The sequence below is a fragment of the Sorangium sp. So ce131 genome, from assembly GCF_051519095.1.
Classification (GTDB): domain Bacteria; phylum Myxococcota_A; class Polyangia; order Polyangiales; family Polyangiaceae; genus Sorangium.
Window position 1 is genome coordinate 8,645,326 of sequence record NZ_CP150455.1, and the last position, 26,123, is coordinate 8,671,448.

Here is a 26,123-nt window from a genome sequence, read left to right on the forward strand (position 1 = left end):
GCGCCGCGGCGGGCTCACTCCTGCTCTTGCTTCGACCCGATGCCGTGCCGGCGCAGGTACGCGCGCACGTGCGCCCGCTCCATGCCCGCGCGCCGGGCCATCTCGCTCACGTTGCCCTTCGCGTCCTCGGACAGCGCGGCGAAATAGTCGCGCTCGAAGCGCGCCAGCACGTCGCGCTTCGCCTCCTGGAACTGGCGGCCCTTCAGGGACGCGAACGACGCGTTGAACCCGCCGCTCGGGTGGATCGACGGCGACGAGTTGTTGCCCGTCACCGGCGCCTCGGTGAGCGCGCCGAGGTGCGCGGCGATGTCGATCTCCTCGCCCTCGGCCGCGAGCGCGAACGCCACGGCGACCGCGTTCCGGAGCTCGCGGACGTTGCCCGGCCAGTCGTGCCGCATCAGCCGCTCCAGCGTGGTGTTCGAGACGCGCTCGTACGCGCTCTCGTCGCCGAGATCCTTCAGCATCCTCCGGACGAGCACCGGGATGTCCTCGACGCGCTGCCGGAGCGCCGGCAGCTCGATCCTGATCTGCGCGACGCGGAAATAGAGGTCGCTCCGGAAGTTGCCGGCGTTGACCGCCCGCACGAGATCGCGGCGCGTGGCCGCGAGCACCCGCACGTCGACCTCGCGGTAGCTCGAGCCGCCGACGCTCTTGATGCGGCGCTCGGCGAGCGCGCGCAGGAGCTTCGGCTGCACCTCGAGCGGCAGCTCGCCGAGCTCGTCGAGGAAGATCGTCCCGCCGTCCGCCTCGATGAAGGGCGAGAGGCGCTTGTCGACCGCGCCCGTGAACGCGCCGCGCTCGTGGCCGAACAGCGTCGCCTCGGCCAAGGTCGGCGGGATCGAGCCGCAGTCCACGACCACGAACGGCTTCTTCGAGCGGGCGCTCGCCATGTGCAGCGCCTGCGCCACGAGCTCCTTGCCCGTGCCCGTCTCGCCCGTGATGAGCACGGTGAGATCCGTCGGCGCCATCTTCGACAGGCGCTCGAAGATCGCCCGCATCCCGGCGCTGCTCGCCACGAGCGGGCCGAACGAGGGGATCGCCGAGACCGTGATGCGCTCGGGGCGCAGCGGCTCGAACTGGATCTCCGTCTCGCCCAGCCGGAGCTTCGTGCTCGTCAGCAGGTAGATGTCGCCGACCCGCACGCCGCCGACGAACGTCCCGTTGCGGCTGTCGAGATCGCGCACGCGGACGCCCTGCTCGGTGGCGACGAACTCCGCGTGCACCGCGCTCACCTTCGCGTCGTCGAGGACCAGCTGGCATGCCGCGTTGCGGCCCACGATGAGCGGGTCGGTGCCGATCTCGACCCAGCCCCCGCCGCCGCGCGCGGCGGCCGACTTCGTCGGGCGGATGCGCCCACCGCGCACCTCGACCCTGTTCTTCGTGCCTACCGTGGCGTCGAGCAAATCAGTCCCTCTCTGTCTTGCGGCGCGAAGGTGGGCCCTCCGGCCGAGGAATCTCGCCGCCGCCCGCCCGGCTCGGCGGCGCGGGCGGCACACCTCCGGTCCTGCTCGGCGGCGGCGGCGGCGCGGCCCCCGCCCGGCTCGGCGGCGGCGGCGGCGCGGCCCCCGCCCGGCTCGGCGGCGGCGGCGGCGCGGCCCCCGCCCGGCTCGGCGGCGGCGGCGGCGCGGCCCCCGCCCGGCTCGGCGGCGGCGGCGGCGCGGCCCCCGCCCGGCTCGGCGGCGGCGGCGGCGCCCCCCGCCGGCTCGGCGGCGGCGGCGGCGCCCCCCGCCGGCTCGGCGGCGGCGGCGCCCCCCGCCGGCTCGACGGCATCGGCGTCGCGCCGCCCGTCCCGCTCGACGGCATCGGCGTCGCGCCGCCCGTCCCGCTCGGCGGCGGCGGCGGCGCGCTCAGGCCGGTGTCGGCGAAGCCGCCGTTCTCGGTCATCGTCGGCGGGCCGTCGACCACCGTGGGGTTGTCCTCGAAGAGCGCCTCCGGGATCTCGGAGGGCAACGGCGCCCTGCCCCGCTGCGAGCGCCGCGCGCGCGTGATGTTCGCCGGCTGGATGGCGCGCCAGCTCGTGAGCGCCTCCTCGGCGGAGGCGAAGCGCCGCTCCCGCCGGCGGTCGAGCGCCCGCTCCAGGAAGCGCTCGATGCCGACCGGCCACTTCTCCCCCGTCGCCTCGGCGAGCGAGGGCGCCGGGCGGTCGAGCTTCATCGCGACGAGCACCGCGGCCGTCGCGCCCTCGAACGGGAGCCGCCCGGAGAGCGCGCGGAAGGCCACCGCGCCCACGGCGTAGATGTCCGCCCGCTCGTCGGCCCGCGCGGCGCCGCGCACCTGCTCGGGCGCCATGTACGCGAACGAGCCGAGCGTCGCGTCGAAGGCGGTGAGCGTCGGCTCCTCCTCCTCGCGCCGGGTGATCTTCGAGATGCCGAAGTCGAGGATCTTCGCGCGCTCGCGGCGATCCGGGAGGCCGAGGTGCTCCAGGTAGATGTTGCCCGGCTTGAGGTCGCGGTGGATGACGCCGGCCGCGTGCGCCGCCACGAGGCCCTGGAGCACGTCGTCGATGATCGGGCCGACCTCGCTGAACGGCAGGTACTGCTCGCGCTTCAGCCGGTCCGCCAGCGACTCGCCGTCGAGCTGCTCGAACACGAGCAGGTGCGCGCCGTCGTCCGTCTCGCCGACCTCGAGCAGCTGGCAGACATAAGGGCTCTTGATGGCCGACGCGATCTTCGCCTCGCGGTCGAAGCGCCGCACGAGGTCGGGCTTCATCGCGGCCCGCGCGAGCAGGACCTTGATGGCGACCGGCTGCATGTCCGACTCGCGCGTCGCAGCCCAGACTTCGCCCATCCCGCCCCGCCCGAGCAGACGGGTTACGCGGTAGCCTGCAACAATGTCGCCCGGGTGGATCGCCACGTAACCTGGATCGGGACCGTACCACCGTCACCTTGCCAGGGGGAGAAAAAAGCGAGAGCGGCGGTAAAAGCCGATAGCTTCCGCGCAACGCGGGCGCACGGACAACACGCCGCACGTGCGCCTGGAAAAACGGGGAAACCGACGCCAACCGAAGCGCCGCGCGGATGCAGCGCGCGCGTGTCGCGCGCCGCCGTCCCTGCGTCCGGAGCTAGCCCGAGGCGCCGCGATTCTGTAGGCTCGCGGCGCCATGCCGCGTACAGCCGAGGACGTCGAAACCTACCTCCTGCAGCTCGATCGCCGGTTCGAGAACGATGCCGGCACCTACCTCGTCTCGGGGGGCCCAGGCGCGCCACCGATCGCGATCCGCGTGGATCCGCCGATCGTGGCGGTGCGCGTCTCGATCGGGCCCACGCCCGCGGACGACGCCCACCAGACCAAGCTCTACCGCCGCTTGCTGGAGTACAACGCGACGGATCTCATGCACGCTTCGTACGGGATCGAGGCGGGCACCGTCGTCCTGTCGGCCGCGCTGGAGCTCGAGAACCTCGACATGAACGAGCTCGAGGCGATCCTGAGCGACATCGATCTCGCGCTCGCCCGCCACGTCCCCGTGCTGCACGATCTCGCCCAGAGCTGAGCAGGACCCGCCACGCCTTTCGACCCGGCGAACCCCGAGAGTTGGAGCTGATCTATGGGAATTTTCGCGCGCCTTGCCACCCTCATCAAGTCGAACCTGAACGACCTCATCAGCCGCTCGGAGGACCCCGAGAAGATGCTGAACCAGGTCGTCATCGACATGGCAAACCAGCTGATCGAGGCGAAGAAGCAGGTCGCCGTCTCGATCGCGGACGAGAAGCGGCTGGCGAAGCAGGCCGAGCAGGAAGCGGCCAACGCCGCCGAGTGGGAGCGCAGGGCGATGCTCGCGATCAAGGCGGGCGACGACGTGCTGGCCAAGGAGGCGCTGAACCGCAAGAAGGAGCACGACCAGCTCGCCGCCACCTACAAGGACCAGTGGCAGAAGCAGAAGCAGGCGGTCGACCAGCTGAAGACGGCGCTGCGCCTCCTGAACAACAAGATCGAGGAGGCGAAGCGCAAGAAGAACGTGCTCATCGCCCGGAAGAAGCGGGCGGAGGCGCAGAAGGCGATCCAGGAGACCATGAGCGGTCTCAACAACGCCTCCGCCTTCGAGACGTTCGACCGGATGTCGAACAAGATCGACCAGATCGAGGCCGAGGCCGAGGCCGCGGGGGAGATCGCCGAGCAGTACACCGGCGACACGCTGGCGCACCGGTTCGGGCAGCTCGAGGCTACCGCGGGCGCGGACGAGGAGCTGCTCGCGCTCAAGCGGAAGATGGGCGTGCTGCCGCCCGAGCCGCCTGCGGCGGCGGCGCCCCCGCCGCAGGTGCGCGTGGCCGGGACCGGCGGCGCGCCGACCGGGATGCCCCAGGCCGAGCAGGACGAGCTCGCGGCGGCCATCGCGGAGCTCGAGGCCGAAGAACAACGTGAACAGGCACGGATGAAGCGCTAGAGCACGCCCGCCCATGAGCCAAGTCGCCACGGCACTCCGCCGGCCAGAACCGAGCGTCTCTCCCACCGAGTCCGTCCCCGTCCACGCCGAAGAGGTCGGCGCCTTCCTCGCGCGCGTCGGCGTGAGCTCCTCCGGCGGGCTCTCCGAGGCCGAGGCGGAGAAGCGCCTCGCCGAGCACGGGAAGAACCGCCTCCCCGAGACGAAGAAGAAGAGCGCGCTCGTCAGGATCCTCGAGCAGTTCGCGAACCCGCTCGTGCTCACGCTGCTCGCCGCGGCGGCCATCGCCGTGGTCGTGGGCGTGACCGCCGACCAGACGGAGAGCTTCCTCCACCGGTTCGGCGACGCGATCGCGATCCTCCTCATCGTCGTCCTGAACGCGTTCCTCGGCTACTACCAGGAGCGGCGCGCGGAGGCCGCGCTCGACGCCCTCCAGAAGCTCAGCGCCCCGAACGCGCGCGTGCGCCGCGGCGGCAAGACCGTGGTCATCCCGGCCGAGGACGTCGTCCCCGGCGACATCCTCGAGATCGAGGCGGGCGACGCGATCCCGGCCGACGCGCGGCTCGTGCAGACGATCAGCTTCGCGACCGAGGAGGCGGCGCTGACGGGCGAGAGCGCGGCCGCGGTCAAGGACGCGCTCTCGCCGGTCGCGCGCGACGCGCCGCTCGGGGACCGCGTCACGATGATCTTCACGGGCACGAGCGTGGTGCGCGGCAAGGGGCGCGCGGTGGTGACCGCGACCGGCGTGCACACCGAGCTCGGCCGCATCGGCGAGATGATCCGCTCGGTCGGCGACCAGAAGACGCCGCTCGAGGAGCGCCTCGACCGCTTCGGCTCGGTGATCCTGAAGGTGTGCCTCGCGCTCTCCGCGGTGCTGCTCGGCTGGGGGTTCATCCGGGGCGGACGGCCGTGGCACGAGCTCCTGCTCGAGGGCGTGAGCCTCGCCGTGGCGGCGATCCCCGAGGGCCTGCCCGCGATCACGACGATCACGCTCGCGCTCGGGATGCAGCGCATGGCGCGGCGCGGGGCGATCGTGCGCAAGCTGCCCGCGGTCGAGACGCTGGGCGCCGCGACGATCATCGCGTCGGACAAGACCGGCACGCTCACGCAGAACGAGATGACCGTCCGGAACGTCTACGCGGGCGGGCGCCACTTCACGGTGAGCGGCGAGGGGTACAACCCGGCCGGCGCGCTGCTCGACGAGCGCGGCGCGGAGGTCGTCGAGCTCTCCGCGCCGCTCACCTACCTGCTCGCGACGGCGGCGCTCTGCAACAACGCCTCGCTCAACGAGGACCAGGCCACGGGCCGCTGGAACATCGTCGGCGATCCGACCGAGGCCGCGCTGCTCACGCTGGCCGCGAAGGGCAACCACTCGCGCGAGTCGGTGGCGCCGTCGCACGCGTTCGTGCACGAGCTGCCCTTCGACAGCGATCGCAAGCGGATGACGGTGATCACGCGGGACGAGCGCGGCCGGGAGATCGCGCACGTGAAGGGGAGCGTCGACGTGCTCCTGCCGCTCTGCGTGAAGTTCGCCGACGACAAGGGCGTGCGGGCGCTGACCGAGGACGACCGGCGGGCGATCCTCGAGGAGGCCGACCGCATGAGCGGGGCCGCGCTGCGCGTGCTCGCGATCTGCCGCCGCGTGCGCGTCAGCCGCGACGAGGACGACGTCGAGCGCGAGCTCACGTTCCTCGGCCTGGTCGGGATGATGGACCCGCCGCGGGCCGGCGTGAAGGAGGCGGTCGCCGAGTGCCGGCGCGCGGGCATCCGCGCGGTCATGATCACCGGCGACCACCGGCTCACCGCGACGGCGATCGCGAAGGAGATCGGGCTCTGGGACGAGGGCGACGAGGCGCTCAGCGGGTCGGAGCTCGCGGCGATGAGCGACGAGGAGCTCGCGCGGCGGATCATGCACCTGCGCGTCTTCGCCCGGACGACGGCGGAGCAGAAGCTCCGGCTCGTGCGCGCGTTCAAGGCCCACGGCCACATCGTGGCGATGACGGGCGACGGCGTGAACGACGCGCCGGCGCTCCGCGAGGCGCACATCGGCGTGGCGATGGGGCGCGGCGGCACCGACGTCGCGCGGCAGGCGGCGGACCTCGTGCTGGCGGACGACAACTTCGCGACCATCGTCGAGGCGGTGCGCGAGGGGCGCGCCATCTACCGCAACATCCAGAAGTTCATCTTCTTCCTCCTGTCGTCGAACATGGGCCTGCTCGTGGCCGTGTTCGTCGTGTCGTTCTTCGGCAAGTGGCCCCCGCTGACGCCGCTCATGATCCTCTGGATCAACCTCGTGACGAACGGCCTGCCGGCGCTCGCGCTCGGCATCGATCCGCCGGATCCGAAGCTCATGTCGGAGGCGCCGCGGGCGCGCGACGAGGGCCTGCTCGTGCGGCGCGACTACCTCGGGATCCTCTACGTGGGCGCGATCATGGGGCTCGCGGCCGTGGCGCTCTACGCGACGTCGCCGCAGGACGAGGAGTCGCTCCTCAGGACGCGCGCGCTCGCGTTCTCGCTGCTCGCGCTCTCGCCGCTCTTCCACGCCTGGAGCTGCCGGAGCCCGGTGACCTCGATCTTCGCGTCGAAGCCGCTCGTCAGCCTGCCGCTGCTCCTGGCCATCGCGGCGAGCGCGGCGATCCACCTGGTCGCGCTGCTCGTGCCCGCGCTGCGCCCCGTGTTCCGCACGTACGCGATGTCGGCGAACGAGTGGCTGCTGCTGCTCGGCCTGGCCGCCCTCATCGTGCCGGCGGTCGAGATCGCGAAGCTCGTGTACCGCCGGATCCGCCCGGAGGTCGCCGCGCCCGGCGCCCTCGCCGTCCGCGCCGACCCGCGCGGCTGACCGGCGCGGGCCGCGCTCTCTTCGGCAAGGCACGCGGCGCGCGGCGGCGGAGGCCCGTCCCGAGGCCGGCGCCGCGCGCCTTCCCCCCCCACCCGCGACCTCCCCCCACCCACCCCGCGGCGGCGCGAGCCGGGCGATCCGGAAAGAAAGCGCTCGTGGTAAGAACAAGCGGGCGCGCCACGGCGTCCAAGCCTGAGCTCATGCGACGTCGAACCTCTCCCCTCCGCGCGCCCGGGGCTCCGGCCCTGGGTCCTGGCCTGGCCGCCCTCGCCTCCGCCGCCCTGGCGGTCGCCGCCCCCTCCCCTGCCCTCGCCGCCGGCGCGCCGCTCGCGGCGCCGCTGGTCGACGCGAAGACGATCAAGCTCGACGGGGTCCCGAAGGAGTGGCCGGTCTCGTTCTCCTCCCTCGGCTTCAAGCTGAAGGGCAAGCCGGCCAAGGCCGATCTCGCCGCGCAGGCGGCCATCGCCTACGACGACGCGCGGGTCTACGTGGTGGCGGACGTGACCGACGACGCGCTGCGCGGCGGCGCCGATCACGTGGCGCTGGTGCTCGGCTTCCCGGGCGGGAAGGTCCACGAGGTCGCGCTCTACCCCGGCGAGCCGGGCAAGACGGCGGGCAGCGTCAAGCTCGCGGGCGGCAAGGCGGCGGCGGGGGCGAAGGTGGTCGAGGCGCCCCGGGGCGGCGGCTACACGCTCGAGGCGAGCATCCCGTGGTCGGCGTTCCCCGAGGCGGCGACGACGCGGGTCGGGCTGCGGGCGGGGCTCTTCGTGCACGACGCGGACGGCGGGGCGGTCGACGCGATCGTCGGCAGCGCGGCGTCGGAGGCGTACGCGTCGCTGTCGCCGCTCGCGACCGAGCCGGAGCTGGCGCTCTCCGAGGGGCTCCTGAAGAGCAAGGGGATCCACGGCGCGCCGAGCTACGACCTCGTCGTCGACGTGGCCGGGGACGCGATGCGCGAGCGGGTGATCGTGTACGAGCGGTACCTGGTCGTCCTCGGCCCCGGCTTCCGGAAGGGCGCGCAGTACTATTTCGAGGACCTCGGGGTCGACGCCAAGGAGGGGATGTTGCCCTCGCTCACGGCGCGCGACCTGACCGGCGACGGCCAGGCCGAGCTGATCCTGCGGAAGCGCTCCGGCAGCAGCGCGAAGTACCGCGAGGTGATGCACGTGATGCAGTTCGGCGCCGGCGACACGCCGCGGCCGATCTTCCAGCACGAGATCGCGATCGCGACCGACAAGGGCTCGGTGGTCAACGAGGTCGATTTCGTCCCCGACGGCGCCAAGACGGCGATCCGCGTGCGGCCGGGCAAGGCGACCCGCTACGACGCGAGCAACTACGCGGAGGGGGTGGAGCAGTCGTACGACCCGCTGCTCTTGCCGTGGGGTCCGATCAAGTCGCAGCTGTACAAGCTGACCGGGGGCGCGTTCACGAAGGCCAGCGAGGAGCGCCAGGCGGCCGCTCCCCGCCCGGCGCCGGCCCAGGCGGCCGAGGAGGCGCGGCCGGCGGCGAAGCCGGCGCTCGCGCCGGGGGAGCTGCTCGACAAGGTCTACGCCCTCTACCGGCGCGACCGCGGGGCGTCGTCGAGCAAGCCGCGGTTCGATCTGGGGGCCGACGTGGCCGGCGGCCGCGAGCCCGAGCGGGTGCTGCTCCACGACCGCGACATCGTCGTGTTCGGGAAGGGCTTCCGCGGGGGGACGGGGTACGCGTTCATGACGCTCGCCCAGTTCGCCTCGCCGGGGGACATCCGGTCGGTGAGCGCGCGGGATCTCACGGGCGACGGCAAGGCGGAGATCATCGTGCACGGCACGGTGCGGGCGCCGGCGCCGAAGGAGGCGGGGAACGGGACCGTGGACCGGGACGTGGTGCTCATCTTCCGGATCGAGGGCGAGGGCATCCAGCGGGTCTTCGCGGCCGAGGTCGCGCGGAGCATCGGGACCAAGAAGATCGCCGGCGAGCTCAGGTTCGTGCGCGTGGGGGACAAGGTGGGAATCGAGCTTGCGCCGGGGCGAGCCATCGAGTGGACGGAGGAGACGTATCCGTTCAATCAGGACAAGGGGCCGGTCGGTGGGTTCGAGCCGCTGCTGCTTCCCTGGGGAGGGGCGCAGGCGGTGAAGTACGTTTGGAACGGGTCGAGTTTTGCCAAGTAGGGGGGACGGCAGGTGATCCGACGGCCCGCGCCGTCGGGGGGCTCTGCGCGGCAGGGCGCGGGTGGGCGCTGGCCATCCGCCGAGGCGGGCGGGGTGGGAGCTTGCGCTGACAACACCGCCCGGCATGTCTCCCTTCGGGCCATGCATACTGGGACGTTATGGTGCGCGCCACACAAGGCGCGCCTGAGGCGATGAGCCGGCTTTAGGCTTATGGCACCTCGGTCGGTGCTCGGCGCGCCCACCCGCGCCCTGCCGCGCAGAGCCCCCCGCCGGCGCTCACCGTGGAGCGGAGGGAGGAAGGGGAGCGGCGGGGATGCTTCGGCGCGGGTGGAGTGAGGGTGAGGGCGAAGGGGAGGATAGGAGAGCTGCGCGGTGGGGGAGTTCCGATTCACGACCTCGTTCACTGGGCCTGATGGGCGAGGTGGGGACATCGCGCTTGTTGTACGGCGCGACGTGGCGGCGTGTGACGGGGTCGTCGGGGCCTTCGATGACCATGTGCTCGGCGTGCACCTCGGGGCGCCAGCGCGGGTGCGGCAGCGCCGGGAAGACCACGTTCACGAGGGGGTGTTCGCGCACGGGGACCTGACGATGATCCCTGCCCGATGGCAGAGCACGTGCTGGACGAAGGACCGGTCCGGGTTCCTCCATGTGCATGTGCCGGACGTGCTGCTGGGGCGGGTCGCAGAGGGTATCGCGCCCTCGGGGGGACGGGAGGCCGCATGCCTGTTCCGCTTCGATGATGCGGTGTGCCGGGAGCTCGCCCTGTCGATGCTCCACGAGGCCGAGACCGGGGGAGACGCGGCGGCGGGATACATCGAGGCGTCGGCCGTGGTGCTCGCGGCGCGCATGCTCCGCGCCGCGGGGCTCGCCGTGCGGCCGGCGGCGCGCTCCGGGTTGTCGCTGCCCGTCCTCCGCCGCGCGAAGGAGCTGCTGTACGAGGGCATGGACCGCAACGTCGGCGTCGTCGAGCTCGCCGACGCCGCGGGCATGAACGTCCACCACTTCTCGCGCATGTTCAAGCGCTCGACCGGGCTGTCGCCGCACCGCTATCTCGGCCAGATCCGCGTCGAGCACGCAAAAACGCTGCTCGCCGACGCGCGGCGCCGGATCGTCGACGTCGCGGCGGCGGTCGGCTTCGCCAACGCGAGCCACTTCGCGGCGTTCTTCCGGAAGGCGACCGGGATGACGCCGGGCGCCTACCGGCGCGCGGTCGGCTGCGCCGGGGCCGACGAACGCGACGTCACGAACGCGTCAGCCGCGCCTCGAACGCGGTAGAGGCGGCGGGCGTCAGGCTGGTACGTCTTCCCCTCGAAGGAGCGGGATATGGCGGATCAACAGGGCGTGCTCATCACCGGGTGTTCGAGCGGCTTCGGCAAGCTGACCGCGCTGGCGCTGGCCGGCCGCGGGCACCACGTGTTCGCGACGGTGCGCGATCTCGAGGGCCAGGGCGCGCGCCTCGCGGCGGAGCTCGGCGCCGGCGGGGCCGGCAGGATCACCACCGTCGAGATGGACGTCGCGAGCGACACGTCCGTGGAGGCGGCGGTCCGCGCCCTCGTCGAGGGCGGCGCCGAGATCGACGCCGTCGTCAACAACGCCGGCCTCTCGGCGATGGGGCTCGGCGAGGGCTTCACGACCGAGCAGGCGCTGCGCCTCTTCGAGGTGAATGTGCTCGGCGCACACCGCGTGAACCGCGCCGTGCTGCCGCTCATGAAGAAGCGGCGGCGCGGCCTGCTCGTGCACGTCTCCACCGGGCTCGCCCGCATCGTCATGCCGTGCTTCGGCCTCTACGCGGCCAGCAAGGCGGCGCTGGAGGTGCTCGCGGAGTCCTACCGCTACGAGCTCGCCCCCCTCGGCATCGAGTCGGCGATCGTGGAGCCCGGGCCGTACCCGACGGCGCTCGGCAAGAACATGCTGGGGCCCGCGGAGCCGGCGCGCCTCGTCGACTACGGCGAGCTCGCGGAGCTGCCCGCGCGCATGAACGCCGGGCTCGCCGCGATGTTCGAGGCGGCGGGCGCGCCCGATCCGCGCGAGGTGGCCGACGCGATCGTGGCGCTCATCGAGGCGCCGGCCGGGAAACGGCCGCTGCGCACGATCGTGGGCGGCGGCGCCGGGCAGGCGCTCGGCGAGCTCAACGCGGTCGCGGAGCGGCTCCAGGCCGAGACGCTGCGCGGGCAGGGGCTGGGGCACCTGCTGGCGGTCGTCGCCGCGGACTGACGCCGGTGCATGTGCGCGGCCCGAGGCTGCGTCGCGCCCCTCCGATCCCTTGCCCCCCGCCAGAGGCTCCGGGTACAGGGGCCCATGGGCTCGACCAGGACTGCCTGGCACGTGCTGCTCGCCGCGCTGCTGCGCCAGCGCCGCCCGGGCAACTTCCAGGTCCAGTGCGAGGTGCCCCTCGCGGCCGAGCCGCCACGGGCCGACTACCTGCTGCTGCGCAACGACGCGCCGGGCGAGGCGAGCGAGCCGGCCGGCACCTTGCGAAGGCTCTGGCCGCTGTTGCCCAGGGAAACGATCGTCGAGTTCAAGAGCGCCCGGCGCACCTACCGCCGCTGCAACCTCGACCGGCTCTGGGGCTACCTGTCGCTGCACTACGCGGACACCGCCAGGCGGCTCGGACCACGCACCAACCTGGCCGGGGTGGTGCTGCTGCCGTCGCGTACCCGAACGATCGACGCCGATGCCGCCGCGCTCGGGCTGGCCTGGCTCGACCTCGCCGGCGGCTACTGGAAGCTCCAGGGGGGAGCGTTCCCGCTGTACGTCGTCGAGCTCACCGCCGTGGCGGAGGACGAGGACGACGATCTGCTACACTTGCTGGGTCACGGCGAGGCGCGCACGGCCGAGGCCCGCCGGTGGCTGGCCGAGCAGGTCGGTGCGGAGGAGAGCGCGATGGCGATGCGCGAGCTGGAAGGCTTCGACGAGGTGATGCGAACACTGCTGGCGCAGCTGCCGATCCAGACGCTGCTGCCAGGGCTCCCGGTGGAGAAGCTGCTGGCGGCGCTGCCGCCCGAGCAGCGGCTCGCCGGGCTGCCGCCCGAGCAGCGGCTCGCCGGGCTGCCGCCCGAGCAGCGGCTCGCCGGGCTGCCGCCCGAGCAGCGGCTCGCCGGGCTGCCGCCCGAGCAGCGGGCCGCAGGGCTGACGCCCGAGCAGCGCCTCCTGCTCGCGCCGGACGAGGTGCTGCGGCTGCTGCCCGAGGACTACCTGCGCTCGCTCCCGGAGGACGTCCAGGCGCAGATCCACGCCCGGATCGGCCGCCCGCGCGAGGACGGAACGTGATGGCCGGCCCGGCGGGAGCCTAGGGCTCCTGCTCGGCGCGGCGCTGGCGGCGCCGGGCCGCGGCGGCCGCGAAGGCGAGGCCGAGCAGCGCAACGGCGACGCCGCTCCAGGCGACGAGGCGCAGGCGCGGGTCGGCGTCGAGCGCGGTGGCCTCGTCGGCGCGGCTCTGGACGACGACCACGAGCTCGGTGTGGCCGACCGGCGCGAGCCCAGCCAGCCAGACGCCGCCGTACTTCGCGGGATCACGCGCGGCGAGCGGATCGCGCCAGTCGTCCACGGCGGCGACCAGATCGGGCGGCGGCAGCCGGAGCAGATCCGGCGCGGGCGCTACCGCGGCGGCGGGCGGAGGGAGCAGCCTGCTCAGCTAGAGCTCACGGAGCGTGGCCAGCGCCTTCCGGCCCTCGGTGGTGAGCTCGACGGCGTCCGCGATCAGGCCCCAGGAGGTCCTGGGGAAGTGGTGCGGAGGGTCGGGTCCGGGCACAAGCGGGCATCGTAACGTGCGTGACCGAAGGCGGGAATGTGCTTGTCGGGGCGCCCCGCGACGATGCGAGGCGCGCGGTCATCCGGTCGGCTCGGGGAGGCAGCAGACGGTGGTTGGGCGCGGCTCGCCGCCGGCTGGGAGACAGAGACCGAACTCGTTGACCTCCCAGTCGGCGCGGATGCTGCCGAGCGCCGCGCCATTCTCGGGATGTAGACAGCGGTCCGTCTCGCCGGCCGTCACTCTCGTCGCTCCGAGAAGCGCGCCCTCGCTGCACACGCGATCCGAGTAGGCGCTCACCCGCGCGACGCACTCCCTAGGTGGACCGGTCGGCACGCAGACGCACGGCTCGCAGCTACGCTCGATGTCCTGCTCATAAAAGATGAGCTTGTCCGAGAACGTGGGCCGCTCCCCTGGACCGGCCGGCGGGTGGCACTCGTGACTCCCTTCATCCCCGACCATGCAGTAGCGCCACCCGGGGGGCACATTGGCCTCTTGCTGGTTGACCATGCAGAGCTCAGCGGGCAATGGACACCAATTGCCGATCACGGCACCACTGCACGCGACCGCGATCTTGGCAGGGCCCTTCGGCGGAGAGGGTCCATCCTGCATGGACGGTGTGCACGATCCGTCACGCGCCGGCGCGATCCAGATCGCGCTGAACTGCTCCGGCGGCACGATCCCCGGAGACGTGCATTCGCCTTGCCAGACCCGCGGCGGATTGAACGGCCTGAGGGTCGCCGCCGGGGTGTTCTCGCACGACGCGTCCGAGTGCGCCGCGACGATCTCCGGCATGTAGCAGGACGGAACGCTGCATATGCACTGAGGGCAGGGATCGTCGCCCGGCAGCATGGACCGCAACCGGAAGGACCGCGTCGGGGCGATCTTCTGCATATCGCCACGCTGAAGGTCGAGTCCGACGAGGTCCTCGCACGCCGGCTCGGGCTCGTCGGGGTCCCCGATCCATAAGAGCAGCGGACCGTAGAAGCTGCTCTTCGGTTGGGCCACGCATTTCCCTGCGCAGACGCCGTTGCTCGTGCCGTCCTCGTTGGTGATGGTGCAGAGATCCCCCGACGACCAGCCGCACGGCCGCTCCGTGCCGCCACAGCCGCCCGCGCCCATCGCGCCGCCCAGGCCTGCCAGCGACAGCGCGCTCAGCACGCGCAGGAGCCACCACCTTCTGTTCCACTTCATCGCGACCTCACCGCCTTCCCCACGCGCTCCCGAGGAGCCCGTGCACGATGAACCTTCCCTTGGCTCCTGCGGCGGGCGGCGCGCCCACCGTCTGCCGGTATTCTCGATCGTGCCCTCACGGCGCCTCCAGTGCCTTCGGCAGACAGCAGACGGTCTTGGCCTTGCCGTCCACCGGCACGTTGGTGGGTTCACCGGGCGTCGGCGTGCATGTCCCAGGCTCGTTCGAGAGCCACGTCGCGCTCACGCTGGCCAGCGTGGATCCCGACACAGGATCCACGCACACCCCTTCCCTCTCATTCACACCGATGCCGACCAGCATGTCGCTGCAGGCGGCGTCCTTCCAGGTGTACAAGAGCGCTTCGCACCGGCTCGTCTCCGGCGCCATGCAGGTGCACGGCGTGCACACGGGCGCGGTCACCAAGCCCTCGTAGAACACCCCCAACCTGTCCGAGAAGATCTTCCGAGGGTCCGCCACTCCCTCGGGCTGCTGGCAGTCGAGCTCCCCCTCCCCGACGATGCAGTGGCGCCAGCCGTCGGGCAGATGGGCAGGCTGCTGGTCGAGCATGCAGAGCTCCGCCCCGCCCGGACACAGACCCAGCGCCAGCGGACCGCTGCACCCGATGGCGATGTCGCCCGTGTCTGCCGAGAGGGGCCGCGGGGGCTCGTCCGCCACGATCGGTACACACGGCTCCCAAATCGCCGGATCGATCGAGAGCCAGCCGAGCTGCTCTGACGGCACCGTGCCGGGCGACAAACACGATCCGTCCCAGCCTGCCGGCAGCAGGAGCGACGTCTGCGTCCCCACGCTGTCTTCTCTACACGCTTCCATCGACATCGCCGTCACGGTCCGCGGGAGCGCACACGCCGGCGCCGTGCACGCGCACGTGGGGCAGCTGTGCGTTGGCTCCGGCACCGTCCGTGCGAAGAACGTCACCGTGGCGCCGCCGAACGGGATCCGCTCGCCCGTCCCGGGGACGACCCGCACGAGATCGGCGCACGACGATGGCGCGAGCACCTCGGGCCCCGTCCAGACGAGCATCGGGAAGCCGAAGGAATCATGCGGTGCGTGGACGCACTGCCCCCAGCAGTGCCCGTTGCTGGTGCCGTCATCGTTCCTGATCTCGCACTTGACCTCTTCCGCGCAGTCGTACTCCCCGGCGCCGCCGCACCCGCTCCCCGCTGTCACCCCTCCAAAGCCCAGGAGGGAAAGCCCTGCCACCACGCTCCGCATCGGCACAGCTCCTTCCGGTCTCCCGCGCCTCCTCACCAGGCGCCGGAGAGGATCACCGCCCCGCCTTGCGCGGCAGCGAACGCCGTCGCGCGCACGGCGCGCTTGCTGGGCTCCGTCGCCCATAGGAACGACGAGAGCGCGACCGCGCCGGCGACGCCGGCACCGATGAAGCTCCCCCATGCGGCGGCCTTCAGGGCGTTGCGCCCCTCGTACGTCTCGCGCAGCGCGCCGCATGGCTCGGCGTACGCGGGGTACAAACACGCCGACTCCCCGTTGCGCAGGCGGATCTGATCCGCCTGCGCCTCCGCCTCACCATCGCGCACCGCGGCGGCGATGGCGAAGCCGGTTCCGAGCGCGACGCCGATCGACGCGAGCGCGATCCCGCCGGTCCGGAACACCGTGCCCGCCGGCGGGCCGCTCTGCGCCGCGGGTGCAGCAGCGGCCGCCACTGGCGCAACCGGCGCGACCGGCGCAACCGGCGGCGGCGGCTTCGGCTCCAGGTGAAGGCCGACCACCGACTCCCGGCCGCGCTGCGCCTCGAACGGATAGGCGTCCTCGACATACCCCTCGAGCCTGCCGCGCGCCTCGTGCCGCCCCGGCTCGAGGTACACGAAGTAGCTGGCCTGTCCGCGGCCGATCCGTCGCCCGTCGACCAGCACCTCGGCCTCGGGCCGGCTCACCGAGATCGTCGCGGACGAGACCTTGCTCTCCGCCCTCTGAAACCCATCCATGAAGCGACGCCGCGCCGGCGGCGCGAGCGTCTCCCGGTCCAGCAGGGACTCGCGCAGGTGCTCCGCCGCGTCCCTGAACCGCCCCAGCGCGAGCTCGGCGAGCCCGAGCTCTCCCGCGAACTCCGGCCGCGGCTCCGCCTCCCACGCGGCCCGGTAGGATGCCTGGGCTTCCTCCCACCGCCCCGCGCGCCGCGCCCTCTCACCCCGCGCGAACGCCTCCTCCGCCTCGGAGCGCGCCGTGGCTGGTGCGGGCGGCGCAGCGGGAGGCGCTTCGCCGGCCGCGAGCGCCGCACGACTGCACACGACGACCGCTGCGGCCACCGCGCGTGGCAACCGGCCTGTAGACCCCATTCCCTCGGAATGTTACGCAGCGAGCTTCTTCTGCGTCAAGCTGCCTTGGGCCACTCAAAACGGTAGAAAAGAAGCACTTGGCAGAGAATTTTTGAGACGTTTCCGGAATGCACCGAGCCAAGGGCGTGGGGTGCATCGAGCCAGGCTCGCGCCGTCGTCGCGGGCTGAACCGACGCCGCCAACCATGACGATTTCCAAATGCCGAGCTGGCTCGCCGCGGAACACGGATGCATGGGGAAAAAATCTCGAAAGAACGACGAGGCCTCCGAGCAACACGCGATCACCCCGGAGGAGATCATCGCCAAGCACCGGGATGTCATCCGCTGGGTTGTGGAGCAGCAGGGCTTCCAGGGCGCGGATCGGGACGACCTGGTCCAGGAGATCTTCTGGAGCGCCGCGCGGTCGCTGCCGCGGTTCGATCCCCGCCGCGGCACCCTGCGCGCCTGGCTCATGAGCATCGCATTCCACGTGATGTCCCACGAGCGCCACCGCGCGTACCGGCGTTATGAAGAGCCGTGGCCCGAGGAAGCGCTGGACGGGCTCGCCAGCCGCATGCCGGACTCCGAGACACGGCTCATCGCGGAGCAACGGTGCGAGGTCCTCGCGGGGTTGCTCCAGGAGGTACCGCAGAACCGACGGGAGATCCTCGTCGCGCACGACCTCAAGGAGGAGGCCATCGAGACGATCGCGGAGGAGCGCGGGATGCCGCCCAACACCGCGTGGAACCACCTCCGGCTCGCGCGGCAGAGCCTGAAGGAGGCACTTCGGCGCTGGCAAGCGCGCCACCGTGGCCGCGGGTTGCTCCTCGCGCCGCTCGCCGCGGTATTCGCCGCGGCCGAGGCGCGCGCGTCCGGAGGGCCGCTCCGCAGAGGGCTGCTCCGGCGCGCCGCCGACCACATCGGCGGCGGGCTCCGGTGCGCGGCGGGGCCCGGCGCTGCGAGGCCGGCGGCGAGCGCGTGGCGCGCCTCGCCTGCGCGCCCGCGGCCTCTCGGAAGAGCGACGGCCAGCACCGCGGCCGGCGCCATGGCGGGCGCGCTCATGCTGCTCGCGCCCGGGCCAGACGGTGTCCTCCCGACGCCCCCCGACCACGCGACCGCGCCGCGCTCTCCGCAGGTGCTCGCGGCCGTTCGGCGCGACCAGGATCTTCCCTCGCTCCCGGAGCTGCCGCTGGATCCGCCGGTCGCCGTCGCTGCGGGCGGCGCTCCGAAGGCAACGGAGCACGACCCGTCGAGCCCGCGGCACGCTCCCGGTCCACTCCAGGGCGGCGGCGCCCGGTCCGGGCTCGAGCTCCAGCTGTGGCGCCAGGTGATGGCGGCGCGCACCTCCGGTCGAGGGGACATGCGCCTGCTGCTCGAACAACACCGGCGCGAGTTCCCTCGGGGCGCCTATGCAGGAGAACGCGACGAGCTCCTGCGACGTACGTCGGTCGCCGCGCGGCCGGAGTGACGCAGCGGCGCGGAGCCCGCTCCCCGCGATCACCTACGCCCGCCGCGCCCGTCGAGATCCTGCCGGCGCGGAGTTCCTGCCAGGGCATTGCGGAGGACAGCCGCGCTCGGCAAGCATCGACCCGTTTTACCAACCCCAGGAGGCGCCCATGGCAGACCCCTATATCGATCCTTTCGAGACGAGAATCTACGGCAAGTTCGCGCGTGAGCAGATGTCCGCGGTCCTGACGGGCAAGGTCCCCGCCCTCGACGACATGCTCGACTTCGCGATCAACAAGCAGCTCATGGCCGATCAGGCGATCGGGGACGTGCTCGACCGCCAGCCCAAGCCGGCGCCGGAGCTCGACAGCAACGCGGTCCTGGAGGAGGCGCGGGACGTCATCGTGCGGTTCGCGTCGTACCTCGACTCGCTGAAAGGGAGGCCGGTCGATCCGAAGCTGTTTTTCCGCGGTGAGGCGCCGAGCGTCCTCGCCCGCCGGCGGATCACGAAGCTGACCGCCGCGGTCGGGCACATCGCCGACGAACTCGAGAAGCACCGCGCCAAGATCCGCGGCGCGGAGATGTGGCAGGCCGAGATCAGGGAGGTGCATGAGAAGCTCGCGATCGTCGAGCGGCAGCAGCGCGCCTCGCGGGTCGAGCGGCTCGAGCTCGGCCCCGAGGTGTCGACCGCGCGCGAGGCGTGGCTCGGCGTCTACAACGCGAACAAGCTCCTCGTGCGCGGGTTGCTCGCCCACCTCGGCAAGCCGGAGCTCATGCCGCTCATCTTCGACGACCTCGCCGAGGTCCACCGCGCGAGCGGCGTGAGCGATGTGCTGCCGCCGGGGCAGCCGGGCGCACCGCCTGCGCCGACAGGGACGCCGGCCGGGCAGCCGGAGCTCTCGCCGGACGCGTGAGCCGGCGGTCCGCTGCAAGGCTTGATGCAAGCGTTGCAGCGGGCGACTCGGGGGCCGAGTGGGCCGTTTCAAGGCTTGAAGCGGCCCGCTCGGCGGCCCAGCGGGGAGGCTCAAGGCTTGAAGCGGCCGACTCGACGGGTGAGGGAGCCGTTTCAAGCCTTGAAATCGCCGGATCGGCGGCTGAGTCGGCCGTTTCAAGCCTTGAGGCGGGCGACGGGGCGCCAGAGGACGCGACCTCAAGTACAACGAAGGGGTTGACGCCGCATAGGCGAGCGCCCCTTCGTCGCCGGGCTCGAGAGGTCGCGAAGCCCCCACAACCGACTCCTGCTGGACGGGTCGGCCAGGATGGAAGGTGACCTGCGCGCTCAAGGCGCCGAACAGACGCCTCGCAGCTCAGTTCTCAGAAGCGGCACGCCCCTTTCGAGCGTGATAGAGCTCGCGCCGGCGCTCGAGCGCTGGCGTGGCCAGACGTTGCAGCAGCTTGAAACCGCGCACAAGATCGGAGGCGACCTCCAGCACCTCCGGAGGGGCGTGGACGGGCTGCCCGGCGATCTGGCGGAGAGCGACGAGGAGCGGCTCGAACGAGCTCTTGGCCGGGGCGTCGTCCTTCGAAGAGAGTACCTGCTCCGTCGCTGTCAGGGCCTCGTCCCAGAGACCGGCAAGGATGAGTAGCAAGGCGCCAACCATCTTCGTGCTTAGGATTGGCGACGTAGCGAGGAGCCGTGCAGCCAAGAGAGGCTGCCCTTCCCGGTCCAAGCGCGCGGATTCCGTCAGCAGGAACGTCTCCTTGAGCGATTCACTCACATCCGGCCAACTCGGGACGCCCATCCGGATCAATGAATCGACAAGGTCGCTCCGCAGCTCCGGATTGCGCATGCGCAGCACGATCCCTTCCATGACATCGATGTGATCCCTCCGCTCCGCCGGCCCGAGCCCGTTCGCCTCCTCGGCAATCCGGCCGAGCAGCCCCACGAGCCCATCCCCCTCGTATAGGTGGACCATGAAATCTACCACTGCGCGCACGCGGGCGGCGCCCGCCCCGCGGCGCCGGAGCAGGTGATAGATGTTGTACAGCCGCTCGCTCAGGCGGTACCTGAGCCTCCGCCCCTGCCCCTCCTCAACCACGGCCCCCCGGCGCACCAGCCGGTGAAGCAGCGCGCTCGCCTGGTTGACCTCCATCCGCGCCGCCTCGGCCACCTCCCGCGCCGTGGACGGGGCCCAGAGGTCCGCCAGCATAACGTAGACCTTGCGCTCCGTCGGCGGCAGGCTCTCCAGGTGGCTCTTGAAATAATCCGTGTTGTCGTCGACGAGCTGCGTCAGGTTCTCCATGAGGTCGCGCAGCGACGTCTTGGCCGAGAATGAGGCCAGGATGCCGAGCAGCCTCGGATTGCCCCCCGTCAGGATCTGCATCGGCCGCACCCGCCGCTCGTCCGCCTCCACGCCGCCCACTGCCTCCCAGAGGGCCCGGCACTCGGTAAGATCGAGCGGCTCGAGCGCGTACGTGGCGAACATCTCGTAGAGCGCCTGCTCCTCGTCGACGATAGCGCCGAACCGGGATGTCGCCGTCGCGAGCAGCAAGATACGCGGCTCGTTCTGCAGCGTGTGCCGCAGCGACCAGGCGTCCTTCTTCGACATCTGCTCGTCGAGCAGCATGTGCAGGTTCTCGACGATGAGCAGGATGCGCTTGCCCTGCTCCTCGGCGAACCCCACCAGCCGCGCGAGCGCCCGCGCGCACAACCGTTCGTCGTCCCGCTCGGCCCGGAGCTCGTCGTGGAGCGCCTGCCAGCGAGCCTCCCCCGTCTGGTCGCCGAGGTGCATGATCGCCTCGAGCCAGAGCTCGCCGATCGTCGACACCGTGTAGCTCTCCTCGCCGAACACCAGCGGGTACCAGCGCGCGCCGAGCTCCGGATCCCGCGTCACCGTGTCGGCCAGCATCCGCACGAGCGTCGTCTTGCCCATGCCGCGCGACCCGAGCACGAGCACGTGCTGGTTCGAGGGCCCCGTGCTGTCGCGGATGTACTGGAGCACGATGTCGAGGTCGCGCTTGCGCACCACGAAGGACGCCCGCAGCTGCTCCGGCGTGAGGAACGCCGGGTTGTGCTTCATGAGCGGCGGGTTCATGGCGCCTCGCGCGCTGCGGCCGGAATGAACTGAGACGCGAACCGGCCCTTCCACCAGTCGCGCAGCAGGCGCGACGCGAACACGAATGCGCCGGCGTCGTTGTCCACGAGGTATCCGTCGTGCTTCAGCACGTCCATCACCCGCCGCAGCACATCCTGAGGCTTCTCCCGGGGCGCCCCCGGCTCCGCGACCGCCGCATTGTCCTTCGCGAGCACGAGCTCCGCGGCCGGCGTCAGGATCCCGACGACGGCCGCCTCGGTGAGCAGGTCCAGCGTGAGCGGCAGGTCCTTCTCGCCGAGCACGAGCTTGAGCCGCTCCTCCATGTGGCTCAGCTCCGCGTGCCCACGCGTGCTGAGCATGCTGTGCTTGTAGACGCGCTCGACGTCGTCGACGGATACCTCCTGCTGGGCGCGGCGCTTCGTGTCGTTGTAGACGTGGTTGAAGAACATCTGCACGTGGTGGGGGATGCAGGAGCCGAGCATCTCCACCATGCGCTGCGCCGCGCCCTCGAGCAGCGCGACGCTGTAGTTGTTCGCCAGCGCCTCCAGGCAGCCCATGGCCGTCTCTCCGTCCCAGGGGCGCAGCTCGAACGGGGTGAACGTGTTGACGGTGGCGCTCAGACCGGCCTGGCGCAGCACCGGCTCCAGCCCGATCGAGCCCGCGACGACCAGCCGGATCTTCGATCGATGCTTGATGGTCTGCGCGCGCAGGAACGACATGAACTCGTCCGTGAGCCTCTTGCGCTCGGGCGTGATCGTGTACTCGTCCGCCTTGAGCAGCCGGTTCACGAGGATCGGCAGCTCATCCATGAAGATGACGACAGGCAACTCGGCGCTGGCGAGCGCGTCGAAGAGGCGCTCGCCCTTGGCCTGCCAGTTCTGCTTCAGGTGCTCGCGAAACGTGAGCTTGAGCTCATCGGTGCCGAGCGACTCGATCTGCTCCGCCTTGTCCCGCACGAGCTCCTTGGCCCTGTCCCAGAGCGTCTGGTGCGGCCGCGTCGCCACCCCAAGCTCGACGATGGCGTCCTCGCCGCTCTGGGATCTCTGCAGATCGAGGAACAGGCACCTGTAGTTCCCCTTCTCGAGCTCCTCGCAGAGCTTGCGCATCAAGCTCGTCTTGCCCACCCGCCGGGGCGCTGCGATGAGGACGTTCGCTCCCTCGTCCAGGAGCTCCTTGAGGTTCCAGACCTCCTGCTCCCGGTCCCAGAACCGGTCGCCGCTCACCCAGTTCCCCACCTCCCGGACGAGCTTCGCCTTGTCCTCCATGAGGTCAACCTACCCCGCCGCCCACCGCTCGCAACAGTTTCGTTGGCAAGCGCAACGCCCGCAGCCCGGGGCACGCAGCAGCCTCAAATCACCCGGTCCACCAGCGCCTCCCCCCGCTCGAACCTCCGCAGGTTCGCGAGGAAATGCTCGACCAGCGCCGCCGGCTCCTCGCGCCGCCCGCCGGCCGCGTGCGGCGTGATGGTACAACCGGGCGCGCGCCACAGCGGGTGATCCGGCGGCAGCGGCTCGGGATCCGTCACGTCGAGGTACGCCCCGGCCAGCCGGCGCGCCTCGAGCGCCTCGAGCAGCGCCTCCTGGTCCACCGTGGCGCCCCGGCCGACGTTGAAGAACCACGCGTCCGGGCGCATCCGCGCGAGGAGCTCCCGCGAGACGAGCCGGCGCGTGCTCTCCGCCTCGGGCAGGCTCGAGACCACGTGGTCCGCCCACGCGAAGGCGTCGCCGAGCGCCTCCGCGGCGACGACGCGGCCGGGCTCGTCGCCGCGGGGACGCGCGCGCAGGAGGCACAGCTCGACCTCGAACGGCGCGAGCAGCGCCGCGAGGCGGCGGCCGATCGCGCCGAAGCCGAGCAGGAGCACCCGCCGGCCGCGCAAGAGGGCGCTCCGCGACCGCACCGGCACGTCGGGCCAGGCGCGCGGGCCGAGCTGGTTCTCCAGGCACTCCGGGAGCCGCCGCGACGCCGCCAGCAAGAACGCGAGCGCGTGCTCCGCGCAGGGGTCGGCGTAGACGCCGCTGCTCGTCGTGAGGACCGCGCCGCGGGCGGCGAGCGCGGCGCGCACGGCCGGCACGTCGTAGCGGGCATACCCCGCGGTGCTCAGGTGCACCCAGCGCAAGCGCGGGGCCGCGCACACGTCGTCGGGGTGCGGCTGGCCGAAGACCACCTCGGCGCCGGCCACGACCGGATCCCGCCCCACGGCGACGAGGTTCTCCGCGGAGCGCGCGGCCGGCAGCGCCAGCGCGTGCGGCGCGACCCCCTCGGCGAGGGCGCGCGCCGCGTCCTCGGGGAACGTCATGGTGCAGGCGATGACCCGCCGCTCCACCGGAACCACGCGCGGGTCCACGGGCGCGCTCATCCGTGCACCGCCCGCCCGAACTCGCGCATCCACGCCTCCTCCTCCGGGGTGAGCGGGCCCTTCGCGAGCGCGTCGAGGTTCTCCTCCACCTCGGCGCGGCTCTTCGGGCCCGTCAGCGCGAGATCCACGTGCGGGCTCGAGAGCTGGAACCGGTAGCAGTCGCCCGCCGTCATCGCCGGGCCGGCCCAGCCCTTCGGCTTCTTCAGGAGGCGCCGCCAGGCCGTCGCCGTGTAGGCGAGCACGCTCGGACGACGGTCGCGCACGTGCGGGAAAATGTCCCGCTCCGCCCCGGGGTGCGCGGCGTTGTAGCGGATCATGAGCAGGTCGAGCGGGGACGAGGCCGCGAGGGCGCCCGCGCGCGGGCGGTCGTGGATGCTCACCCCGATCGCGCGCACCTTGCCGCTCTCGCGCAGGTGCACGATCTCGCGCGCCGTCGCGTCGGTCCACGCGGCGCCGACGCCGAGCCAGCCGAGCAGGTAGACGTCGAGGTGGTCGGTGCCGAGCTCGCGCAGGAGCTTCTCCGCCCCGCGGCGCACGCCCCAGCCGAACCACCCGATCTGCGCGACGCCCACCACCGCCACGTCATCGCGGCGCTGCTTCAGCGCCTCGCGCAGCGGGCTCCGGAGCCCGCCCGCGCGCAAGGTCCAGAAGAACAGGTTGACGCCGCGGTCCATCGCCGCGCGCACGCCGTCCTCGTCGATGCCGTAGTTCGCCGCCAGACCCAGCCGGAACAAGCGCTTGTCGTGGAACGCGGCGGGGGCGCGGTGGAGCCAGTCGTCCATGCGCGGCATCCTACACCACGCGCGCCGCGCTCCTCCGTCGATGTCCCCGCGCTCGCCGCCGCGAGCTCGCTTCGCCGCCCACCGCCGGCCCGACCTGTGCGAGACTTCCGGCCGACCGATGGGCCAGGACACCTCTCTCCGGTGCGCCGGCTGCAGCTCCCTGCTCCCGGAGAACGCCCGCTTCTGCCCCTCGTGCGGCCTGCCCGCCCCCGCTCCCGACATCGGCTACTCCGCGACGGCGCTCCCCGGCACGCAGCGCGGCGCCGGGGCGCCGTCGTCCCCGCCGCCGCTGCCGCTGCCGCCCGTGCGGCTCCTGCCCGGGACCGAGATCAGCGTGTACCGCATCGAGACGACGCTCGGCGAGGGCGGCATGGGCGTCGTCTACCGGGCCCACGACCGGGCGCGCGAGCGCGTCGTCGCCGTCAAGTGCCTGCACTCGAACCTCGCGGGCAACCCCGAGATCCGGCGGCGCTTCGCGCGGGAAGCGCGGGTGCTCCGCGGCTGGAACCACGAGAACGTCGTCGCCGTCTACGACTTCGTCGAGCGCGAGCACGTGCTCGCGATCGTCATGGAGTACATCGAAGGGCACACGCTGGTGCGGCACCTCGAGCGGTGGCGCGGGCGCATCCCCTTCCAGGAGATCCGCGCGCTGTTCGGCGGGGTGCTCGACGCCATGGACGAGGGGCACCGGCTCGGCATCATCCACCGCGATCTCAAGCCCGACAACATCCTCGTCACGGCCGGCAAGGACGGCATGATGCCCAAGATCGTCGACTTCGGGATCGCCAAGATCCTCGAGGGGACGACGTACACGCTGAGCGGGGCGTTCCTCGGCACCTGCTGTTACATGTCGCCGGAGCAGGTGAAGAGCCCCCACGCCGCGGACCCGCGCTCGGACATCTACTCGCTCGGCGTGACGCTCTACAAGCTGTCGACGGGGCAGGTGCCGTTCGACAGCCCCAACCATTTCGCGGTGATGATGGCGCACGTGGCCGACGCCCCGGCGCCGCCGTCGTCGCTCCGCCCCGACATCCCGCCGGCCCTCGACCGGCTCATCCTCGACGCGCTCTCGAAGGATCCGGCCGGCAGGCCGGCGTCCTGCGCCGAGTTCCGGGCGCGCCTCGACCAGGCCCTCGCCGAGTACTCCCCCGCCCCGTCGCGGCCCTCGTCCTCGGCGCGCCCGCTCGCGCCGACCGTCCGCGAGAAGACCGGCGAGCAGATGATCCTCGTGCCCGGCGGGCCGTTCCTCATGGGCCAGCAGCGCCGGAAGGTGCACGTCGACGCGTTCTACATGGATCGCACCCCGGTCACGAACCGCCAGTTCAAGGCGTTCGTCGACGTGACGGGGTACCGGCCCGACGACCCGGACGCGAGCCGGTTCCTCTCCCACTTCCGGCGGGGCGAGATCCCGTCGGGCCAGGAGGAGCACCCCGTGGTGTACGTGTCGTGGGACGACGCGCGGGCTTACGCCAACTGGGCCGGCAAGCGCCTGCCGACCGAGGCCGAGTGGGAGAAGGCCGCGCGCGGCACCGACGGCCGCAAGTACCCCTGGGGGCGCGCCGAGCCAGGGCCCACACGCGCGAACTACGACCACCGCGAGAGCGGGACCGTGCCCGTCGGCTCGCTGCCGGCGGGCGCCTCGCCGTACGGCATTTTGGACCTCGCCGGGAACGTCTGGGAGTGGTGCGAGGACTACGACGATCCGCTCTTCTACACGGACGGCCCCTCGCACAACCCGCGGAACACCCGGCCCGCGGACAAGCCGCTGCTCGTGATGCGCGGCGGCTCGTGGATGTACGGCGCGCAGTCGCTCCGCACCTGGACGCGCACGAGCTTCGAGGCGCACTACCGCTTCGCGAGCGGCGGCTTCCGCTGCGTGCGCACGGCCTCGTCGAGCTAGCGGGGCG

20 protein-coding genes are annotated in these 26,123 nt (G+C 72.2%); 10 read left to right on the forward strand and 10 right to left on the reverse strand.

Features of this window, described 5'->3' with window-relative positions:
• Positions 1-14: 14 nt before the first annotated feature.
• Both WMF43_RS31250 and WMF43_RS31255 read right to left on the reverse strand, forming a co-directional pair.
• Positions 15-1,403, reverse strand: coding sequence for a sigma 54-interacting transcriptional regulator (locus tag WMF43_RS31250; RefSeq protein WP_437670295.1), 1,389 nt, complete (start codon positions 1,401-1,403; stop codon positions 15-17).
• 1 nt (position 1,404) lies between these two features.
• On the reverse strand, positions 1,405-2,853 hold the full coding sequence (locus WMF43_RS31255; protein WP_437670297.1) for a serine/threonine-protein kinase: 1,449 nt from the start codon (positions 2,851-2,853) through the stop codon (positions 1,405-1,407).
• Positions 2,854-3,100: 247 nt separating this feature from the next.
• Between WMF43_RS31255 and WMF43_RS31260 the strand changes: the two genes are divergently transcribed.
• From WMF43_RS31260 to WMF43_RS31290, 7 genes are all read left to right on the forward strand, one after another.
• The gene (locus tag WMF43_RS31260; protein ID WP_437670299.1) at positions 3,101-3,490 is read left to right on the forward strand and encodes a CesT family type III secretion system chaperone; all 390 of its coding nucleotides are present in this window, start codon (positions 3,101-3,103) and stop codon (positions 3,488-3,490) included.
• Positions 3,491-3,544: 54 nt separating this feature from the next.
• Positions 3,545-4,381 (forward strand): PspA/IM30 family protein, encoded by an 837-nt coding sequence (locus WMF43_RS31265; protein ID WP_437670300.1) that lies wholly within the window; start codon positions 3,545-3,547, stop codon positions 4,379-4,381.
• Between the two features lie 13 nt (positions 4,382-4,394).
• Entirely contained in the window at positions 4,395-7,217 is a 2,823-nt protein-coding gene (locus tag WMF43_RS31270) for a cation-translocating P-type ATPase (protein WP_437670302.1), read from the forward strand.
• A gap of 200 nt (positions 7,218-7,417) precedes the next feature.
• Positions 7,418-9,364, forward strand: a complete 1,947-nt coding sequence (locus WMF43_RS31275) for a hypothetical protein (RefSeq protein ID WP_437670304.1) — start codon at positions 7,418-7,420, stop codon at positions 9,362-9,364.
• A gap of 372 nt (positions 9,365-9,736) precedes the next feature.
• The gene (locus WMF43_RS31280; protein ID WP_437670306.1) at positions 9,737-10,639 is read left to right on the forward strand and encodes a helix-turn-helix domain-containing protein; all 903 of its coding nucleotides are present in this window, start codon (positions 9,737-9,739) and stop codon (positions 10,637-10,639) included.
• Positions 10,640-10,687: 48 nt separating this feature from the next.
• Positions 10,688-11,578 (forward strand): SDR family oxidoreductase, encoded by an 891-nt coding sequence (locus tag WMF43_RS31285; RefSeq protein ID WP_437670308.1) that lies wholly within the window; start codon positions 10,688-10,690, stop codon positions 11,576-11,578.
• Positions 11,579-11,662: 84 nt separating this feature from the next.
• Positions 11,663-12,634 (forward strand): hypothetical protein, encoded by a 972-nt coding sequence (locus tag WMF43_RS31290; RefSeq protein ID WP_437670310.1) that lies wholly within the window; start codon positions 11,663-11,665, stop codon positions 12,632-12,634.
• 19 nt (positions 12,635-12,653) lie between these two features.
• Here WMF43_RS31290 and WMF43_RS31295 read toward each other — a convergent pair whose 3' ends face one another.
• From WMF43_RS31295 to WMF43_RS31310, 4 genes are all read right to left on the reverse strand, one after another.
• Positions 12,654-12,911 (reverse strand): hypothetical protein, encoded by a 258-nt coding sequence (locus tag WMF43_RS31295; RefSeq protein WP_437670312.1) that lies wholly within the window; start codon positions 12,909-12,911, stop codon positions 12,654-12,656.
• Between the two features lie 282 nt (positions 12,912-13,193).
• Entirely contained in the window at positions 13,194-14,306 is a 1,113-nt protein-coding gene (locus tag WMF43_RS31300; RefSeq protein WP_437670314.1) for a hypothetical protein, read from the reverse strand.
• Between the two features lie 115 nt (positions 14,307-14,421).
• Entirely contained in the window at positions 14,422-15,492 is a 1,071-nt protein-coding gene (locus WMF43_RS31305) for a hypothetical protein (RefSeq protein WP_437670316.1), read from the reverse strand.
• A 77-nt stretch (positions 15,493-15,569) separates the two neighbouring features.
• Complete coding sequence (locus tag WMF43_RS31310; protein WP_437670318.1) at positions 15,570-16,619, reverse strand: hypothetical protein; 1,050 nt, start codon at positions 16,617-16,619, stop codon at positions 15,570-15,572.
• A gap of 231 nt (positions 16,620-16,850) precedes the next feature.
• Between WMF43_RS31310 and WMF43_RS31315 the strand changes: the two genes are divergently transcribed.
• Entirely contained in the window at positions 16,851-18,065 is a 1,215-nt protein-coding gene (locus tag WMF43_RS31315) for an RNA polymerase sigma factor (RefSeq protein ID WP_437670320.1), read from the forward strand.
• A 148-nt stretch (positions 18,066-18,213) separates the two neighbouring features.
• Positions 18,214-18,957: a hypothetical protein gene (locus WMF43_RS31320; RefSeq protein ID WP_437670322.1), complete on the forward strand. Its 744-nt coding sequence runs from the start codon at positions 18,214-18,216 to the stop codon at positions 18,955-18,957.
• A 393-nt stretch (positions 18,958-19,350) separates the two neighbouring features.
• Here WMF43_RS31320 and WMF43_RS31325 read toward each other — a convergent pair whose 3' ends face one another.
• The 4 genes from WMF43_RS31325 to WMF43_RS31340 all read right to left on the reverse strand — a co-directional run bounded on the left by WMF43_RS31325 (position 19,351) and on the right by WMF43_RS31340 (position 24,216).
• Positions 19,351-21,078 (reverse strand): ATP-binding protein, encoded by a 1,728-nt coding sequence (locus WMF43_RS31325; RefSeq protein ID WP_437670324.1) that lies wholly within the window; start codon positions 21,076-21,078, stop codon positions 19,351-19,353.
• Entirely contained in the window at positions 21,075-22,343 is a 1,269-nt protein-coding gene (locus WMF43_RS31330; protein ID WP_437670326.1) for an ATP-binding protein, read from the reverse strand. Before WMF43_RS31330 ends, WMF43_RS31325 begins: the two co-directional genes overlap by 4 nt.
• Positions 22,344-22,426: 83 nt before the next feature.
• The gene (locus WMF43_RS31335) at positions 22,427-23,422 is read right to left on the reverse strand and encodes a D-2-hydroxyacid dehydrogenase (RefSeq protein ID WP_437670328.1); all 996 of its coding nucleotides are present in this window, start codon (positions 23,420-23,422) and stop codon (positions 22,427-22,429) included.
• A gap of 8 nt (positions 23,423-23,430) precedes the next feature.
• Positions 23,431-24,216: an aldo/keto reductase gene (locus WMF43_RS31340; protein WP_437670330.1), complete on the reverse strand. Its 786-nt coding sequence runs from the start codon at positions 24,214-24,216 to the stop codon at positions 23,431-23,433.
• Between the two features lie 118 nt (positions 24,217-24,334).
• Here WMF43_RS31340 and WMF43_RS31345 point away from each other — a divergent pair, with 118 nt between their 5' ends.
• Complete coding sequence (locus WMF43_RS31345) at positions 24,335-26,116, forward strand: SUMF1/EgtB/PvdO family nonheme iron enzyme (protein WP_437670331.1); 1,782 nt, start codon at positions 24,335-24,337, stop codon at positions 26,114-26,116.
• Positions 26,117-26,123 lie beyond the last annotated feature (7 nt).